The 16,923-nt window shown below is 30.9% G+C and carries 16 protein-coding genes; 8 read left to right on the forward strand and 8 right to left on the reverse strand.

Going from position 1 to position 16,923, the window contains the following annotated elements; all coding sequences use genetic code 11:
- Positions 1-20 precede the first annotated feature (20 nt).
- Together Q0958_RS13135 and Q0958_RS13140 are read left to right on the forward strand one after the other, a co-directional pair.
- Positions 21-1,133, forward strand: coding sequence for a C1 family peptidase (locus Q0958_RS13135; RefSeq protein WP_299123802.1), 1,113 nt, complete (start codon positions 21-23; stop codon positions 1,131-1,133).
- Positions 1,134-1,251: 118 nt separating this feature from the next.
- Positions 1,252-2,703: a DUF389 domain-containing protein gene (locus Q0958_RS13140; RefSeq protein WP_299123804.1), complete on the forward strand. Its 1,452-nt coding sequence runs from the start codon at positions 1,252-1,254 to the stop codon at positions 2,701-2,703.
- 56 nt (positions 2,704-2,759) lie between these two features.
- Here the strand turns inward: Q0958_RS13140 and Q0958_RS13145 are convergent, their stop codons facing one another.
- From Q0958_RS13145 to Q0958_RS13160, 4 genes are all read right to left on the reverse strand, one after another.
- Positions 2,760-3,212, reverse strand: coding sequence for a sensor of ECF-type sigma factor (locus Q0958_RS13145; RefSeq protein ID WP_299123806.1), 453 nt, complete (start codon positions 3,210-3,212; stop codon positions 2,760-2,762).
- A 1-nt stretch (position 3,213) separates the two neighbouring features.
- Positions 3,214-3,759 carry a hypothetical protein gene (locus tag Q0958_RS13150; protein WP_299123808.1) on the reverse strand — a complete coding sequence of 182 codons (546 nt, stop codon included), beginning with the start codon at positions 3,757-3,759 and terminating at the stop codon, positions 3,214-3,216.
- A gap of 33 nt (positions 3,760-3,792) precedes the next feature.
- The gene (locus Q0958_RS13155; protein WP_272150308.1) at positions 3,793-4,338 is read right to left on the reverse strand and encodes an RNA polymerase sigma factor; all 546 of its coding nucleotides are present in this window, start codon (positions 4,336-4,338) and stop codon (positions 3,793-3,795) included.
- Between the two features lie 66 nt (positions 4,339-4,404).
- Positions 4,405-5,847 carry a TonB-dependent receptor gene (locus Q0958_RS13160; protein ID WP_272150309.1) on the reverse strand — a complete coding sequence of 481 codons (1,443 nt, stop codon included), beginning with the start codon at positions 5,845-5,847 and terminating at the stop codon, positions 4,405-4,407.
- Positions 5,848-5,928: 81 nt separating this feature from the next.
- On the opposite strand from Q0958_RS13160, the gene Q0958_RS13165 reads away from it, so the two are divergent.
- Positions 5,929-6,708 carry an MBL fold metallo-hydrolase gene (locus Q0958_RS13165; protein WP_299123812.1) on the forward strand — a complete coding sequence of 260 codons (780 nt, stop codon included), beginning with the start codon at positions 5,929-5,931 and terminating at the stop codon, positions 6,706-6,708.
- A gap of 98 nt (positions 6,709-6,806) precedes the next feature.
- A complete protein-coding gene (gene yaaA / locus Q0958_RS13170; protein ID WP_150900679.1) occupies positions 6,807-7,565 on the forward strand; it encodes a peroxide stress protein YaaA in 759 nt (252 codons plus the stop codon).
- Between the two features lie 3 nt (positions 7,566-7,568).
- Here the strand turns inward: yaaA and Q0958_RS13175 are convergent, their stop codons facing one another.
- The 3 genes from Q0958_RS13175 to gcvP all read right to left on the reverse strand — a co-directional run bounded on the left by Q0958_RS13175 (position 7,569) and on the right by gcvP (position 11,266).
- Complete coding sequence (locus Q0958_RS13175; protein ID WP_299123814.1) at positions 7,569-7,955, reverse strand: YchJ family metal-binding protein; 387 nt, start codon at positions 7,953-7,955, stop codon at positions 7,569-7,571.
- 5 nt (positions 7,956-7,960) lie between these two features.
- The gene (locus tag Q0958_RS13180; RefSeq protein ID WP_299123817.1) at positions 7,961-8,320 is read right to left on the reverse strand and encodes a hypothetical protein; all 360 of its coding nucleotides are present in this window, start codon (positions 8,318-8,320) and stop codon (positions 7,961-7,963) included.
- Between the two features lie 90 nt (positions 8,321-8,410).
- A complete protein-coding gene (gcvP, locus tag Q0958_RS13185) occupies positions 8,411-11,266 on the reverse strand; it encodes an aminomethyl-transferring glycine dehydrogenase (protein ID WP_299123819.1) in 2,856 nt (951 codons plus the stop codon).
- 130 nt (positions 11,267-11,396) lie between these two features.
- Here gcvP and Q0958_RS13190 point away from each other — a divergent pair, with 130 nt between their 5' ends.
- Positions 11,397-12,209, forward strand: a complete 813-nt coding sequence (locus tag Q0958_RS13190) for a hypothetical protein (RefSeq protein ID WP_299123821.1) — start codon at positions 11,397-11,399, stop codon at positions 12,207-12,209.
- A 152-nt stretch (positions 12,210-12,361) separates the two neighbouring features.
- A complete protein-coding gene (gene serA, locus Q0958_RS13195) occupies positions 12,362-14,254 on the forward strand; it encodes a phosphoglycerate dehydrogenase (RefSeq protein ID WP_299123823.1) in 1,893 nt (630 codons plus the stop codon).
- 53 nt (positions 14,255-14,307) lie between these two features.
- Here serA and Q0958_RS13200 read toward each other — a convergent pair whose 3' ends face one another.
- Entirely contained in the window at positions 14,308-15,081 is a 774-nt protein-coding gene (locus Q0958_RS13200) for an IclR family transcriptional regulator (RefSeq protein ID WP_299123825.1), read from the reverse strand.
- Between the two features lie 150 nt (positions 15,082-15,231).
- Between Q0958_RS13200 and kynU the strand changes: the two genes are divergently transcribed.
- Both kynU and Q0958_RS13210 read left to right on the forward strand, forming a co-directional pair.
- Positions 15,232-16,491, forward strand: a complete 1,260-nt coding sequence (gene kynU / locus Q0958_RS13205; protein WP_299123827.1) for a kynureninase — start codon at positions 15,232-15,234, stop codon at positions 16,489-16,491.
- Complete coding sequence (locus Q0958_RS13210) at positions 16,488-16,922, forward strand: SRPBCC domain-containing protein (protein ID WP_299123829.1); 435 nt, start codon at positions 16,488-16,490, stop codon at positions 16,920-16,922. The genes kynU and Q0958_RS13210 overlap by 4 nt, the downstream gene beginning before the upstream one ends.
- The last annotated feature ends 1 nt before the right edge of the window (position 16,923 follow it).

Raw genomic sequence — 16,923 nt, forward strand, 5'->3', positions numbered from 1 at the left:
CAGAAATTAAAAATAACCTCATGAAAAAAATCTTAGTAGCTGGAGCTTTTGCAGTTCTTAGTATTGGTTCAATTAAAGCACAGAAATATCAATTTAAAGAAATAAAAGATATAGAGAATACTCAAGTAAAGAGTCAAGGTAGAACCGGTACTTGTTGGAGTTTTTCTACAACTTCTTTTTTAGAATCAGAAATTATACGTTTAACAGGTAAGGATATTGATTTATCAGAAATGTATACAGTGCGTAATACGTATTCAGATAAGGCAAATAATTATTTATATCGTCAAGGAAAGGCACAATTTAGTGAGGGAGGTTTAGGGCATGATGTTATCAATTCAGTAGCAAAGTACGGATTGGTGCCAGAAACTGTTTTTACAGGGTTAGAAATAGGGCAAGACAGGCATAATCATGCAGAACTAGTAGCGGTTTTAAAAGCAATGTTAGATGCTTATATTAAAAACCCTGCAAGAGAGTTAAGTCCAAGATGGCGTAAAGCTACAGAGGGAGTTTTAGATGTGTATTTAGGAGAGAATAAAAAAGAGTTTACTTTTGAGGGAAAAACATATACACCAAAAAGTTTTGCAGAGTATGTGAAAATAGATCCATCAAACTATGTGACCTTAACATCTTTTGAACATGCAAAGAAGTATGACAAATTTGTATTGAATATTCCAGATAATTTCTCAAACGGAATGTTTTATAATGTGTCTTTAGATGAATTGGTAAAAGTTACTGAAGATGCTGTGGAAAAAGGATATACTATTGAATTAGATTGTGATGTCTCTGAAAAAACATTTTCATCAAAAAATGGAGTAGCAATTATACCGGAAAGCAGTGCTGATGCAAAGAAAGGATTGACAGAAATTGTAAAAGAAAAGAAAATAACTCCAAGTTTACGTCAGGCTGAATTTGAAAACTTTAATACAACTGATGATCATTTAATGCACATTGTTGGTTTAGTTAAAGATCAAAAAGGAAATAAGTATTTTAAAGTAAAAAACTCTTGGGGAACTAATCAAGGAAATAACGGATATGTTTACATGTCAATTCCTTATTTTAAATTAAAAACAATATCAGTTTTATTACATAAAGATGGAATTTCAAAAGATTTAAAAAATAAATTGAAAATCTAAAAAAGAGATATAAACTTTTAGTAAAAATAAAACCTCGAGCAATTAGCTTCGAGGTTTTGTTTTTATTGAGTAATGCGGGAATTTTGTATCTTCCCCGAGTTAACAAAAATCAATTTATATGGAAGAAAAGAAGAAGCAGGATGAAAATGTGGAGCAATCGAAGCAGGCTGTTGAAAAGAATGCGAAAGGCTTGTGGGAAAACTCAATAATATTTTTAAAAGAATTACTAGATTTTCGTCATGATACTGATCAAGAAGCTACAATAGAAGCTATAAAAAGTGATATTCCTTTAAAAGGAGCAACTGCATGGATTTTAATTTGCTCAATATTTATAGCTTCGATAGGTTTAAATGCAAATTCAACAGCAGTAGTTATTGGAGCCATGTTAATATCTCCTCTAATGGGACCAATTTTAGGTGTAGGGATGTCTATTGCTATAAATGATATTGATACACTTAAGAAATCGTTAATCAATTTAGCAACAATGATTGTGTTAAGTTTGTTAACGGCTTTCTTATTCTTCGCTATTTTTCCTTTAAAAGAAGAAACTTCTGAGCTTTTAGGAAGGGTAAAACCAGATATACGAGATGTATTGATAGCCTTTTTTGGAGGGTTGGCTTTAATAATAGCACGTACTAAAAAAGGAACTATTGCATCGGTAATATTTGGAGTAGCAATTGCTACAGCTTTAATGCCACCTTTATGTACTGCAGGTTATGGGTTAGCTATAGGTAATTACGATTACTTTTTAGGAGCAATGTATTTGTTTACAATCAATACTATTTTTATTGCTTTGGCAACCTTTGTAGTATTGAAATTGTTACGTTTTACAATGATCCGTTATGTGAATTCTGTAGAAAGAAAAAGAATTGCACGTTTAGCTTCATTTGTTGCAGTGTTAGTAATGGTACCAGCAGTTTTTACATTTATCAATGTGTATAATGAAAGTATTATAAATGCAAATTATAAGAAGTTTTTAAAAGAAGAAATTGATTCTAATAAAGATTTATGGTTACAACGTGAGAAGTTGGATAGAGGAGAGAAAAAGATTAGTTTATTTTTCAATGGAGATGTTAACGATGCGACTAAAACATTTTTAAGAAATGAATTGAAATCATACCCAAGAATTGATACTTATGAATTACTTATTAATGAAAATAAAGCGCGTAGTGTAGATAGGGTAGTAGATGCATATGATAGAGCTATTGTTGAATTGGATCAAAAGGATAATGTAATAAAAGGATTGCACAAGGAAATAGAGGAGCTAAAATCAACTATTACTGGATTAAATCAACGAATAGAAAAAGATGCTTTAAATAGAGATAAGAACTCTGTGCCGTTTAGTACAATAGCTAAAGATGCTAAGATTAGGTATAATGATATTAAGGGTATCAGTTTTGCGAAAATATTAAGTTCTAAAGATTTTATTAAAATAGATACTATTCCAGAGTTGTCAATTACTTGGGATAAAAAAATAAAAGATTCGGTTGTTAATGCAAAAGAAAAAGAATTGAGAGCATGGCTTCAAAAAGAACTTAAATTAGATACGTTAATAATTAAGAAAAAATAATTTGATTTGTATTTATTTAGTTAATAAAAAAAACCGAGCATTATTGCTCGGTTTTTTTATTTTCTCCCCCTTTTTCTTTTATACTTTTTGAATAGGCTACGATGAAAGTCGTGTTCTGCCATTTCTAAAGCTAAAATCTTTTTATAAGGAAGTATTTTTGAAATCTTATTATGAAACTTAGCTTTGATTTCATAACGTTGTCTATTAATCGTTCTAATGTTTTTTAGAATTTCTTTAGATTCTTTCTCAGAAAGATTTTCAATACCACCATTTTCTTTGATTCTTTTCCTAATGCTTACTCTTTCTTCACGATGAAGATCTATCATGTTCTTGTCATATTTATTATAAATAGGCCAAAATTTTTCTGCTTCACTAGCTGTTAAATCTAGTTTTTTAGTAAGAAAAGAAACTTTGTAAAGTCTAATTTTTTCATTGCTTTTTTTAAACTGAGCGTTTGCTGTTGTAGCAAAGAAGCTCAAAGCTATAAGTGTTAATATTAATTTTCTCATATTATTCTAATTCGTTTAAGTAGGTCGAACTGTCTATACCGTTCAAATATTCTTCTAAATTATCATCGCTAATGTCATTAAAAGTGTCACTTTCTAAATCAGTAGTGTTTAACGCTAAAGCTAATTCGTCATCATTAGTATCACCATATCCATTTTCGTACCAAGCTGATAAATCAGCATCAGAAATGTCATCTATCGTATATATTACACCTTTTCCATTAGTGCTAAAGTAATTTAAACCTATGAATAGTAATACGGAAGCAGCTGCTGCAATAGGGACTAATTGTAATACTCTTTTACGTAAAGAAATAACTTTTGTTTCCTTAGGTTCTAGACTGTCAATTTTAGCAAATATATCGTCTTCAATTTTATCAAAATAATTGTTTGGAACTTCAAAGCTATTCTTTTTTGAGAAGCTTTCTGTCTTTATTGAATTCAATACATCTTCTTCTATACCATCAAAATAATTTTTAGGTGTAGAAAAACCAGTTTGCTTACCAACTTTTTGGTTTATAAAATCTATTTTATTTTTTATCTCTTTATCCATCTCACTTCTAAGACCTTATTTTTTGTAAAAGGTTTAATTGTAGTTTTTTATAAACTGTTCTATTTTTTTTACAGCAATATGGTATGATGCTTTTAGAGCACCTACTGATGTTTCTAAAACTTCAGAAATTTGATCGTATTTCATTTCATCAAAATACTTCATGTTAAAAACAAGTTGTTGTTTTTGAGGAAGTGTAGCAATGGCTTTCTGAAGAATTAATTGAATTTCATCTCCAGAAAACCAATTGTCACTGTCTAGATTAGAAACTAACTGATGCTGATAATCTGTGATGTCTATATTTCTTTCCTTGGCTTTTTTATTAATAAAAGTAATAGCTTCATTGGTCGCTATTCTATACATCCAAGAATATAGTTTACTGTTTCCTTTAAAATTATTAATGCTTTTAAAAATTTTAATGAAAGTATTCTGTAAAACATCATCTGCATCATCATGACTAATTACAATTTTTCTTATATGCCAATACAATCGCTCTTTATATTGCGATATCAAATGTTTAAAAGCTACTTCTCTTGTTTTTTGATCTTGTAGCTGCTCTATAAGTGTAATTTCGTCAGTCAACTAAATTTATGTTTAGCTGTTAGACTTTAAAGATAATAAAAGGTTTAAAAAGAATCTATAATTTTTTTATTTACGCTTCCTTGAACAACCAAATAAACGTTTTTCTTTAATAGTTTCTGAAACTCCTTCAGGAAGCATTTCTTCCCATCCTTCTTCATCATCCTTAATCATTTGTAATACTTTTCTAGAGAAAATATGTAAAATTTCAGGATTAAAATCTTGAATGTCTTTTAGTTTACCGTTGTTTTTAAAGAACTTATATAATTCTTTCATTCTAGGGTGAACTTTAAGATTGTCACTAGTAATATATTCACCAGTTTCTTCATCTTTATAAGGGTACATATATACCTTTAAGTCACGATAGAATAGTTTACCAAAAGCTTCTAAAATACCACCACTTAAATCACGATAGTATTTCTCATCAAAAATTTGAATAAGGTTGTAAACCCCCATGGCTAATCCCATTCTTTCTTTAGTAAACTCACTAAAGTATTCTACCAGTTTAAAGTATTCTTGGTAGTTGGTAATCATTACATTCTGACCTAAAGCACAAAGTAATTCAGCTCTATCTAAGAAATCACGTTCATTAATTTCTCCCTCAGCACGAAGGTTACTTAATGTTATTTCAAAAATTATTTGTGTTTTCTCAGGGTTTACTTTTTTCTCAGCTAAGAATAATTGTTTAGATCTTTCGAACATATCCATGTTTACTTTAGTAACAGGACGGTAGCTACCACGTAAAGCTAAAATATTCTTTTTATAAAGTACTTGAGCAGGTAGTAAGTTATTTCCGTCAGGACCAAACATTACTGCGTTGGTCATTCCGTTTTTAACCAATTGTAAACTCATTAAACGGTTATCTACATACATAAAACGAGGTCCAGAGAAATTAATCATATCAATTTCTAAACGGTCGCTATCTATGTTGTCATAAAAAGATTTTAATAAATCTTTTGGATTATCATTTAAGTAATAGGCACCATAAACTAAGTTTACACCTAAAACACCTAAAGTTTCTTGTTGCTGTCTGGCGTCAGTTTCTTTAAAACGAAGGTGTAAAATAATTTCGTTATAATCTTCTAATGGGTCTAATTGAAAACGAATACCTACCCAACCATGACCTTTAAACTTTTTAGTAAAGTTTATAGTTGCTACGGTATTAGCATAACTAAAAAATAATTTATCTGGATGCTTTTGACGATCAAGACGATCTTCTATCAAATCCATTTCATGCTTTAACATTTTCTTTAATCGAGGCTCAGTTACATATCTGTTGTCTTCCTCAATACCATAAATAGCATCTGAAAAATCCTTATCATAAGCACTCATTGCTTTTGCAATAGTACCTGAAGCACCACCGGCTCTAAAAAAATTACGAACAGTTTCTTGACCCGCTCCAATCTCAGCAAATGTTCCATAAATATGAGCATTTAGATTGATTTTTAAAGCTTTAGTTCTAGTAGTTGGGACTGTACTTATCTTCTGATCTCCTTTTAGCGTAATTGCCATTCTTTTATTTTTAGTTACGTAAAACAAATGTACAGAAAATCGGAATTATCAGACAATATTTGTCGTATTTTTGTGATAATAATGGAGAAAAAAAAGCAATTAAAAGTAACTTTTTTAGGTACAGGAACTTCAACTGGAGTTCCTATGCTTACAAGTAAGCACCCGGTAGCTTTATCAAAAGACCCTAGAGACAGGCGTTTAAGGTCTTCGGTGCTAATTTCATGGGATGATAATGTTAATTATGTAATTGATTGTGGACCTGACTTCCGTCAACAGATGATGAGGGAAGAAGTTATGTCTATTAATGGGATTTTATTTACCCATGAACATGCAGATCATATTGCTGGTTTAGATGAAATCAGACCCTATTGTTTTCAAATGGGAGAGGTTCCTTTGTATGCTTCAAAAAGAGTATTCAATGTGTTAAGGAAGAGGTACGATTATATTTTCGCTACAGAAAACCGTTATCCAAGTGCACCAAAAGTGTCAACTACTACAATTTCCCATCATGAAAGTTTCTTTTTAGAAGGGGTAAAAGTTACTCCTATTGAAGTAATGCATGGTCGCTTACCAATTTTAGGATATCGATTTAATAATATTGCTTATGTAACCGATATTAAAACAATTTCTGAGGAAGAGAAAGAAAAATTAAAAGATTTAGATGTTTTAATTGTTACGGGGTTAAGAAGAGAATTGCATGCAACTCATTTTAATTTAGAAGAAGCTCTTAATTTTATAGAGGAAGTGAAACCTAAAAAAACATATTTAACACATATTAGTGAATTATTAGGTTTGCATGCCGAAGTAGAAAAAGAATTGCCCGATAATGTGTTTTTATCTTATGATGGACTTGTTATTTAATAAGTATCATCTTTTTCAATAGTATTATTAATATAAATTAGTGAAAGTAATTGAGGTTTATAAAATTGCTTTTTATTTTTACAAAAACATTCTGTTACATGAAAATTATTATATCTCCAGCTAAGTCGTTAGATTTTGAAAATAAAGCTAACACTACTTTATATACTGAACCAAGGTTTTTAGAGCAATCAGCAAAATTAAACAAGAAGCTAAAAACATTATCAAGAAAGAAATTATCTGAATTGATGAAAATTTCCGATGATTTGGCTAGTTTAAATTATGATAGGAATCAAGAGTGGTTACCACCATTTACTATAGATAACGCTAAACAGGCTGTGTACGCTTTTACAGGTGAAGTTTTTAGAGGGATAGATGTTAATTCTTTATCAGAAGACAAGGTGCCTAGCTTACAAGAAAAGTTAAGAATATTGTCAGGACTTTATGGTTTATTAAAGCCATTAGATTTAATTCAACCTTATCGCTTAGAGATGGGAACAAAATTAAAGGTAGGAAGAGCTGATAACTTATATAAGTTTTGGGGAGATACATTAGCAAATTCTTTAAATGAAGAATTAGAAGAAGGCGAGTTGTTGATTAATTTAGCAAGTTCAGAGTATTTTAAAGCTTTACCAAAGAAAACATTAAAAGTACCGATGATTACTCCAGTTTTTAAAGATTTTAAAAACGGGCAGTATAAGACAATTATGACATTTGCTAAAAAAGCCAGAGGTTTAATGGTGCGTTATATTATTGAAAATGATATAAAGAATTTGGAAGAACTTAAAGGCTTTAATGTAGAGGGATATGGTTTTTCAGAAGAAATGTCAACTGAAACTGAATTAGTTTTTACAAGATAACAACTAATTAGCATCAAAATATACCCAATGGTTATTTTCTTTGTAGAATTTAGAGTTTTCATGGATAAATTCTAAATTTCCATTTTCAATAAAAAAAGCTTTAAATTCTACAGTACCATTGGAGTCAGATGGTTTTCCTTCAGTGCTTGTTAAAACATCTAATTTTACCCAAGTAACTGATTTAGTCCATGCTAAAATTTCTTTTTTCTCACGTTTAGATGGTCGTTTTTTACTATGATGACTTTTCTGTAAATAATCAATATTGGCTAATGCGAAAGCGCTATATCTCGAACGCATTAATTCTTCTGCAGTGTTGGCCATATGAATATCTTTGTGTATTCTTCCACAACATAATTTATACTCAATATTAGGATTACAAGGACATTTCATACTTTTTAATTTACAGGTTCATTAGAGTTTTTTATTCTAAAACAACGTTCTTCTCCTAAATAGAGAGGGTTTCCATGTTTTTCAGACCAAAAGCCATCCAATATATCTTTAGAAAGACATTTATATACAACAACACCTTTGTATTTGTTTTTATCAAAACCTAGATAATTAAAATTAATAACTAAAATGTTGTCTTTAAAAAAGCCAGTTCCGTGTTGTTCTTGGTTTTTATTGATAATCCATTTAGCTACAATTCTTTTATTAATATCCAATGTCAAAGAAAGAATTCCTTTATATGTATTGGCTTCAAAATCTTGGTTGTTTCCAATAATGTTATAATCTCCAATTAAATCTTCAATAGTCATTTGGTGTGAATATGGAGCAAAAATACTTATAGTATAAGGATAAAAAAAACCTCGACATAATCGAGGTCTTTTTTTAATATAAATATGTTTTTAAGCTTCCGCTTCCATATAATCTTCAATAGGATTACAAGAACAAATTAAATTTCTATCTCCAAAAGCATCATCAACACGACGAACTGAAGGCCAGAATTTATTGTCAGCAATATAATCTAATGGGAATGCTGCTTGCTTACGAGAATATGGTAAATCCCATTCATCGGCAGTTAGCATTTCCTGGGTATGTGGAGCGTTTTTCAAAATGTTGTTATTATCATCTTTTGTAGCTTCACTTATTTCTTTACGAATAGCAATTAAAGCATCGCAAAAACGATCTAACTCAGTAACACTTTCACTTTCTGTAGGCTCAACCATAATAGTTCCAGCAACAGGGAAAGACACAGTAGGAGCATGGAAACCATAGTCCATTAAACGCTTAGCGATGTCTACAACTTCTATTCCATTTTGTTTAAACTCACGACAGTCTAAAATCATTTCGTGAGCAGCACGATTTAATTCACCAGTATATAAAGTACTAAAGTGACCGCTTAAACGCTCTTTCATGTAGTTAGCGTTTAAAATAGCATTTTTAGTAGAGTTAGTTAAGCCATCAGCACCTAGCATTGTAATGTATCCATAAGAAATTAAACAAGCTAAGGCAGATCCCCAAGGAGCAGCTGATATAGCTGTAATAGGGTTTTCTCCTCCTGTTGAAATAACTGGGTTTGTAGGTAAAAATGGAACTAATTGAGGAGCTACACAGATTGGCCCAACACCAGGTCCACCACCACCATGAGGAATAGCGAAAGTTTTATGTAAGTTTAAGTGACAAACATCAGCTCCAATAGTAGCAGGATTAGTTAATCCAACTTGAGCATTCATATTGGCACCGTCCATATAAACTTGTCCACCGTTGTCATGAATAATTTGAGTAATTTCTTTAATGGCTTTTTCATAAACTCCATGAGTAGATGGGTAAGTAACCATTAAAGCAGCAAGATTATCTTTGTGTTTTTCAGCTTTAGCACGTAAGTCTTCTACATCAATATTACCTCTTTCATCAGTTTTGGTAACAACCACTTTCATACCAGCCATAACAGCAGATGCAGGGTTGGTTCCGTGTGCAGAAGCAGGAATTAAACAGATATTTCTGTTAGTATCTCCATTAGCTTCATGATATGCACGAATAACCATTAATCCAGCAAATTCACCTTGAGCTCCAGAATTTGGTTGTAATGAAGTGCCTGCAAAACCAGTAATTACATTTAATTGGTTTTCTAAGTTAGTTAAAACTTCTTGATATCCCTGAGCCTGTTCTACAGGTACAAAAGGGTGAATATTACCCCATTGTGGATTACTCAAAGGTAGCATTTCAGAAGCTGCATTTAACTTCATGGTACAAGAACCTAAAGAAATCATTGAATGATTTAAAGCTAAATCTTTACGTTCTAATTTTTTAATATAACGCATCATTTCAGTTTCTGATTGATACGTGTTGAATATTTCGTTGTCTAAGAAAGAAGTACTTCTTTGAACGTTTTCAGGAATAACATCTAATGAAGTGAATTCTGAAATGGTGATATCCTGAACATTGAAAGCTTGTTCGAAGCAATCAATAATAGCATTAATTTCTTTTAAGCTAACAGTTTCGTTTACAGAAATAGAAACGTGGTTGTTATCTACATAGTTAAAGTTAATAGCATTCTTTTCAGCAACAGAACGTAATTTTTCAGCTTCTACTTCAACTAAAATTGTGTCGAAATATGAAGTGTTTTTTTGTTTGAAACCTAAACGTTCTAAAGCAGATGCTAATGTATTAGTTGCTGAATGAACTTTATCGGCAATAAATTGTAAACCATCTTTACCATGATAAACAGCATACATACCTGCCATAACAGCTAATAAAACCTGTGCGGTACAAATGTTAGATGTTGCTTTTTCACGTTTAATATGTTGCTCACGAGTTTGTAAAGCCATACGTAAAGCACGTCCACCGTTAACATCTTTGGTAACACCAATTATACGTCCAGGGATACTTCTTTTATAAGCTTCTTTAGTTGCAAAATAACCAGCGTGAGGACCTCCATAACCTAATGGAATACCAAAACGTTGTGTTGTTCCTACCACTACATCTGCACCAAACTCAGCTGGAGCTTTTAATTTTACTAAAGATAAAATATCAGCAGCTACTGCTACTTTTATGTTTTTGTCGTTACAGTTAGCAACAAAAGATGTATAGTCGTAAACTTGTCCATGTTTTCCAGGGTATTGAACTATAGCACCGAAGAATTCTTCTGAAAAATCAAACTCTTCATGGTTTCCAATTACAAGTTCAATTCCAATTGGGATGGCACGTGTTTGTAATACAGATAATGTTTGCGGTAAAATTTCTTTTGAAATAAAGAACTTATTAACCCCAGCTTTTTTCTGAGCACGTTCACGAACATCAAATAATAAAGCCATGGCTTCAGCAGCAGCAGTTCCTTCGTCTAATAAAGAAGCATTTGCTAACTCCATACCTGTTAAATCACAAACCATAGTTTGGTAATTTAATAAAGCTTCTAAACGTCCTTGAGCAATCTCAGCTTGATAAGGAGTATAGGCAGTATACCAACCTGGGTTTTCTAAAATGTTTCTTTGAATAACACTAGGAACAATAGCTTCATGATATCCTAAACCAATATAACTTTTAAACACTTTATTTTTAGCGCCTAATTCATTAATGTGATTTAAATATTCATATTCACTCATTGCAGGTGCTAAATCCAATTCGTTTTTTAAACGAATATCGTCAGGAATAGTTTCATAAATTAATTGATCTAAACTCTCTACACCAATAGATGAAAGCATTTGTTTATGGTCTTTTTTACGAGGACCAATATGTCTTAATTGAAATGAATTCGTGTTCATTTGTGTTGTTGTTTTTTAAGTGGCTCAAAAATAGTGAAATTGTACGATTACTGGATGTATATTTTATGTTAAAAACGATATTTTATTAACCAAATGTTAAGGGTGTAAACATAAAAGTTATTTTTGTGTAATGAAGCTTTTAAAAATTATATTAGATTTCTATATAAACTCTAGTATTCATGTGGCATTAGCAGTATTTACTTTTGTTAGAATTACCCAATTGTATTTTAATTCATCATACAATGAATCACTAGATTATTTTATCTTTTATGGAACAATTACGGGGTATAATTTTGTGAAATATGCAGGAGTAGCAAAATTACATCATAGAAGTTTAACAACTCATTTAAAGATTATTCAAATTTTTTCATTGATTTGCTTCTTATTGTTATGCTATTATACCTGGCAACTTTCAATAAAAACATTGTTGTTAATTATGCCTTTTGGCTTTTTAACTTTGTTATATGCAGTTCCTTTTCTAAGTGGTTTTCAAAAGAATTTAAGGAGTATAGGGTATTTAAAAATTGTAATTGTTGCTTTAGTATGGATGGGAACAACAGTTATTCTTCCTATTTATGATGCTGATTTAGGGGTTTCGTATAATGTTGTTTTGATTTCTGTACAGCGTTTTTTATTGGTAGTGACTTTGATATTGCCTTTTGATATAAGAGATGTAAAATATGATGCCATTTCATTACAAACTATTCCTAAAAAGATAGGGGTTCAAAATACAAAGAAGTTGGGTTATGTATTGTTAACCATTTGCTTAGTGCTAGAGTTTTTTATAAGTTCTAGTATTGAATTTAGGATTTCGTTTTTGGTAATTTATTCACTTTTATTGATTTTATTGTTTAAATCTTCGGAAAATCAATCGAAGTATTACAGTTCTTTTATTGTGGAAGCTATTCCGATTTTTTGGTTTCTTTTTCTTTCTGTTTTTTAGTTTTTTTAAGAATAAACTTCATTTCTAAAAGGAATAATAGGTGAATATGAAAATGTTATCATTTTGTGATACTTTTTTTGCCTATCATTTGTACTTTAGTGGAGTCAAAAACATACAACACAACAACAAAAAAAAGAGTAAAAATTTGTAACATGAACTTAGTAAAACGAAATTTCGTTTTCGATTTCGATAGCACTCTAACAAGAGTAGAAGCATTAGATGTTTTAGCAGAAATCACTTTGGTAGGAAATCCAAAGAAGGAAGAAATTATTCAGGAGATTACAGAAATAACCAATCAAGGAATTGATGGAGAAATTTCATTTCCTCAATCTTTAGAAAAACGTATTCAGTTATTGAATGCTAAAAAATCTGATTTATCCTTATTAATAGGCGAATTAAAAAAGCATGTTTCCTCATCTATTGAAAGAAATAAAGAGTTTTTCGAGAGCTTTTCTGATGATATTTATGTAATATCTGCTGGATTTAAGGAGTTTATAGATCCAATAGTTGCAGAGTATAATATTCCATCAGAGAGGGTCTTTGCAAATACCTTTCAGTTTGATGAAAATGAGAACATTATAGGTTTTGATAAGGAAAATTCTTTATCAAAGCATAATGGGAAAATAGAATGTCTTCAAAAATTGAACTTAGATGGAGAAGTTCAAATGATTGGAGATGGTTATAGTGATGCAGTAACAAAAGAAGCAGGGGTTGCAGACAAGTTTTTTGCTTATACAGAAAATGTGTTAAGAGATAAAACAGTTGCCAATGCTGACCATGTTACGCCAAATTTAGATGAATTTTTATACGTAAACAAGTTGCCTAGAAATATATCATATCCAAAGAATAGAATAAAGATTTTATTGTTAGAAAATGTGCATCCAGATGCTTTTGCTAAGTTATCGAGTGATGGGTTTACAGTTGAAACAGTGTCAAGAAGTTTGTCGGAAGATGAATTGATTGAAAAGTTACAGGATGTCCATGTCTTAGGAATCCGTTCAAAAACACAAGTAACAAAACGTGTAATTGAAGCTGCTGAAAAATTAATGGTTGTTTCTGCATTTTGTATTGGGACTAAGCAGATAGATTTAGAAGCGTGTAAGGAAAATGGTATTGTAGTTTTTAATGCACCCTATAGTAATACACGTTCAGTAGTTGAGTTGGCTATTGGAGAAATTATTATGCTAATGCGTAGTGTGTTTAAACGAAGTACAGAATTACATAATGGGCAATGGAATAAAACAGCGCAAGGTTCAAGAGAGGTGCGTGGTAAAAAACTAGGGATTGTTGGTTATGGAAACATAGGGAAGCAATTATCAGTTTTAGCAGAGGCTTTGGGTATGGATGTGTACTATTATGATGTTGAAGATAAATTAGCCTTAGGAAATGCAACAAGAATAAATAGTTTAAAAGAATTGTTGAGTATTTCTGATGTAGTTACCTTACATATAGATGATAATGCAGCAAATAAAAACTTTATAGGTGAAGAAGAGATTAGCTATATGAAAGATGGAGCGCATTTAGTAAATCTTTCAAGAGGTTTTGTGGTAGATATAGAAGCGTTAGTAAAAGCATTGAAGTCAGGTAAATTGGCAGGAGCAGCGGTTGATGTATATCCGGAAGAACCAAGAAAAAACGGTGATTTTTATACTCAATTAAAAGGATTAGATAATGTGATTTTAACACCACATGTTGGAGGGAGTACTGAAGAGGCTCAAAAAGATATTGCTGATTTTGTTCCTGGTAAAATAATGGCTTATATCAATTCGGGAAATACAGTAGATGCTGTTAATTTTCCTAATATAAGGTTGCCTCGTCAAACAAATGCACATCGTTTTTTGCATATTCATAAAAATGTGCCAGGAGTGATGGCGAAAATAAACAAAGTGTTGGCAAAATATGAGTTAAATATTACAGGTCAGTATTTATCTACAGATTCTAAAGTAGGGTATGTAATTACTGATGTTGATAAAGAATACAATGAAGAAGTAATTGAAAAACTTCGTAAAGTAGAAGGGACTCTTAGGTTTAGAGTACTTTATTAAAACGGATATAATTTTAAAGAAAGCGCCTTGTAATATTTACAAGGCGTTTTTTTTTATAATGAATCAAAATCTTGTAAAGAATTTTCGATAATAGAAGCCCCTTTTTGTAATATAGCAATATAGTTTTGGACGTTTTCGATTCTAAATCGACTAGAGGGACCTGAAGCACTAAGGCTAGCAATAATATTTCCTTTTTTGTTAAAAATAGGAATAGCTATACAAATAAGTCCTAGTTCAAATTCTTCTAAATCTAATGCGTATTTTTGATTTTGTACCGTTTGTAAACAGTTTTTTAATTCAGTTTTTTTGGTAATTGTATTTTGAGTAAAAGAATTTAAAGTGTTGCTTTTGAAATAATCATCTTGCTTTTCTGAAGAAGAAAAAGCTAGTAGTAATTTACCAGAAGCAGTGGCATGAATAGGTTGATAAGATCCAATAGAAGTACTAATTTTTAAACCCTGCAAACTATCGGCTTTATTAATATAAAAAACTTGGTGGTCTTTTAGTGTGCCTAATAAAACTGTTTCTTGAATTTCTAAGGCAACATTTTTAATAGGTTGATTAGTAATAGTAATTAAAGATTGATACAAGGAAACACGATTACCAAGTTCAAAAAGTTTACTTCCTAAACGATATTTTTCATTTTCATTTTGATGTATAACATTTAATGAAACTAATGTGCTTAAGAGTCTGTGTACTGTACTCTTGTTATAACCTGTTTTGTAGGCTAGTTCTCGAACACCCCATTCTTTTTTATCATTTGTAAAAGCATCTAAAAGAATAAAAGCTTTAATAATAGATTGGTTTAAGTTCTTGTTATCCATCATGTTTTAAAAAATCATTTTTGCTAATGTAAGAAAAAAGTGTAAATTTATAAAACGCCGTTTCAAATAATGAAACACTTTAGTTTTTCAATTTGCTTGTAAATGAATTATCTTTAGTGTTTCTAAGAAAAGGTTTTTTGAAAAAAAAGAAACATGTATAAAGCAACACTTGATTACGCGCAAGAGCAGGATAAAAAAGATAAATTAGCTTATTTAAGAGAGCAATTTCATATACCAAAAGATAAAGATGGAAACGACTGGTTATATTTTACGGGAAATTCTTTAGGGTTACAACCAAAGTCAACTCAAAAGTATATTCAACAAGAATTAGATGATTGGGCAAAATATGGGGTGGAAGGACATTTTGAAGCAAAAAATCCATGGTTACCATATCATGAGTTTTTAACAGATAGTATGTCTAAAATTGTAGGAGCTAAGCCGTTGGAAGTTGTGGTGATGAATACGTTAACTACAAACCTTCACTTGCTAATGGTTTCTTTTTATCAACCAACAAAAAAGAAATATAAGATAGTAATAGAAAGTGATGCATTTCCATCTGACAGGTATGCAGTTCAATCGCAATTGAAGTTTCATGGGGTTGATGTAGAAGATGGTTTAATTGAATGGAAGCCAAGAGAAGGAGAAGAGTTGTTAAGGATTGAAGACCTAGAACAGATTGTTTCTGAGCAAGGAGATGAAATAGCATTATTGTTAATAGGTGGAGTAAATTACTATACAGGACAATATTTAGATTTAAAACGTATAGCAGAAATAGGTCATGCTAAAAACTGTTTTGTAGGAATAGATTTAGCACATGGTGCAGGAAATATTTCACCAGAATTACACAATTCGGGAGTAGATTTTGCAGCTTGGTGTACTTATAAATATTTAAATTCTGGTCCAGGAAGTTTAGCGGGGTTATTTGTGCATGAAAAGCATGCAAAAAATAAAGAGTTGCCTCGTTTTGCAGGTTGGTGGAATCATAATAAAGAAACGCGATTCAATATGCGTCAACCATTTGATGTAATGGACGGAGCAGAAGGGTGGCAATTATCAAATCCACCAATATTATCTATGGCAGCAATTAGAGCATCTTTAGATATGTTTAACGATGTTGGAATGGAAGCTTTACGTGAAAAGTCGGAAAGGCTGACAGGATATTTTGAGTTCTTGATTAATCAAATAGATACAGATAGAATTAAGGTTATTACCCCATCAAATCCAAAAGAAAGAGGATGTCAGTTGTCAATACAGGTACAAAATGCTGATAAAAGTTTACATAAAAAGTTAACAGAGAATAATATAATTACAGATTGGAGAGAGCCAGATGTTATACGATGTGCACCAGTACCAATGTATAATAGTTTTGAAGATGTATTTAAAATGGTAGAAATCTTAAAAAGTTTATTATGAGTTTAGAAGTTCATGTAAAAGATGTTGTAAGAAGAAATGTAGAAGAGGTTTTTAAGGCTATAGTTGATAAAGAAAAGATTTCAAAATATTTTGTTTCCGAAGCAAGTGCGAACTTAGTTCAAGGAACTGAAGTGAAATGGGAGTGGAAAGATTTTGGAGCAGAATGTATGGTAAGTGTATTATCCGTAACAGAAAATAAAGAAATTGTTTTTAGTTGGGCTGGTAATCAAATTGTAACTGAGGTAGAAATGAAATTTACCAGTAATGATGATGATGCTACAGAAGTTAATATAACTGAAAAAAGTTATGAGAATACTCTAGAAGGAATAAAGAAAACAATGCAACAAACACAAGGTTGGACAGATTTTTTATGTTCACTAAAAGCATATTTGTATACAGGTATCAATCTGAGAAACGGAAAAATGAATTAAT

Origin of the sequence: uncultured Tenacibaculum sp. (assembly GCF_947499065.1) — a bacterium.
GTDB lineage: Bacteria > Bacteroidota > Bacteroidia > Flavobacteriales > Flavobacteriaceae > Polaribacter.

Bases quoted from the DNA above. Each gene is read 5' to 3' on its own strand.
- Q0958_RS13140 (WP_299123804.1), top strand. From the start codon at position 1,252: ATGGAAGAAAAGAAGAAGCAGGATGAAAATGTGGAGCAATCGAAGCAG.
- kynU (WP_299123827.1), top strand. From the start codon at position 15,232: ATGTATAAAGCAACACTTGATTACGCGCAAGAGCAGGATAAAAAAGAT.
- Q0958_RS13210 (WP_299123829.1), top strand. From the start codon at position 16,488: ATGAGTTTAGAAGTTCATGTAAAAGATGTTGTAAGAAGAAATGTAGAA.
- serA (WP_299123823.1), top strand. From the start codon at position 12,362: ATGAACTTAGTAAAACGAAATTTCGTTTTCGATTTCGATAGCACTCTA.
- Q0958_RS13160 (WP_272150309.1), bottom strand. From the start codon at position 5,847: ATGGCAATTACGCTAAAAGGAGATCAGAAGATAAGTACAGTCCCAACT.
- Q0958_RS13135 (WP_299123802.1), top strand. From the start codon at position 21: ATGAAAAAAATCTTAGTAGCTGGAGCTTTTGCAGTTCTTAGTATTGGT.
- yaaA (WP_150900679.1), top strand. From the start codon at position 6,807: ATGAAAATTATTATATCTCCAGCTAAGTCGTTAGATTTTGAAAATAAA.
- Q0958_RS13165 (WP_299123812.1), top strand. From the start codon at position 5,929: ATGGAGAAAAAAAAGCAATTAAAAGTAACTTTTTTAGGTACAGGAACT.
- Q0958_RS13175 (WP_299123814.1), bottom strand. From the start codon at position 7,955: ATGAAATGTCCTTGTAATCCTAATATTGAGTATAAATTATGTTGTGGA.
- Q0958_RS13150 (WP_299123808.1), bottom strand. From the start codon at position 3,759: ATGGATAAAGAGATAAAAAATAAAATAGATTTTATAAACCAAAAAGTT.
- Q0958_RS13190 (WP_299123821.1), top strand. From the start codon at position 11,397: ATGAAGCTTTTAAAAATTATATTAGATTTCTATATAAACTCTAGTATT.
- Q0958_RS13200 (WP_299123825.1), bottom strand. From the start codon at position 15,081: ATGATGGATAACAAGAACTTAAACCAATCTATTATTAAAGCTTTTATT.
- Q0958_RS13145 (WP_299123806.1), bottom strand. From the start codon at position 3,212: ATGAGAAAATTAATATTAACACTTATAGCTTTGAGCTTCTTTGCTACA.
- Q0958_RS13180 (WP_299123817.1), bottom strand. From the start codon at position 8,320: ATGACTATTGAAGATTTAATTGGAGATTATAACATTATTGGAAACAAC.
- gcvP (WP_299123819.1), bottom strand. From the start codon at position 11,266: ATGAACACGAATTCATTTCAATTAAGACATATTGGTCCTCGTAAAAAA.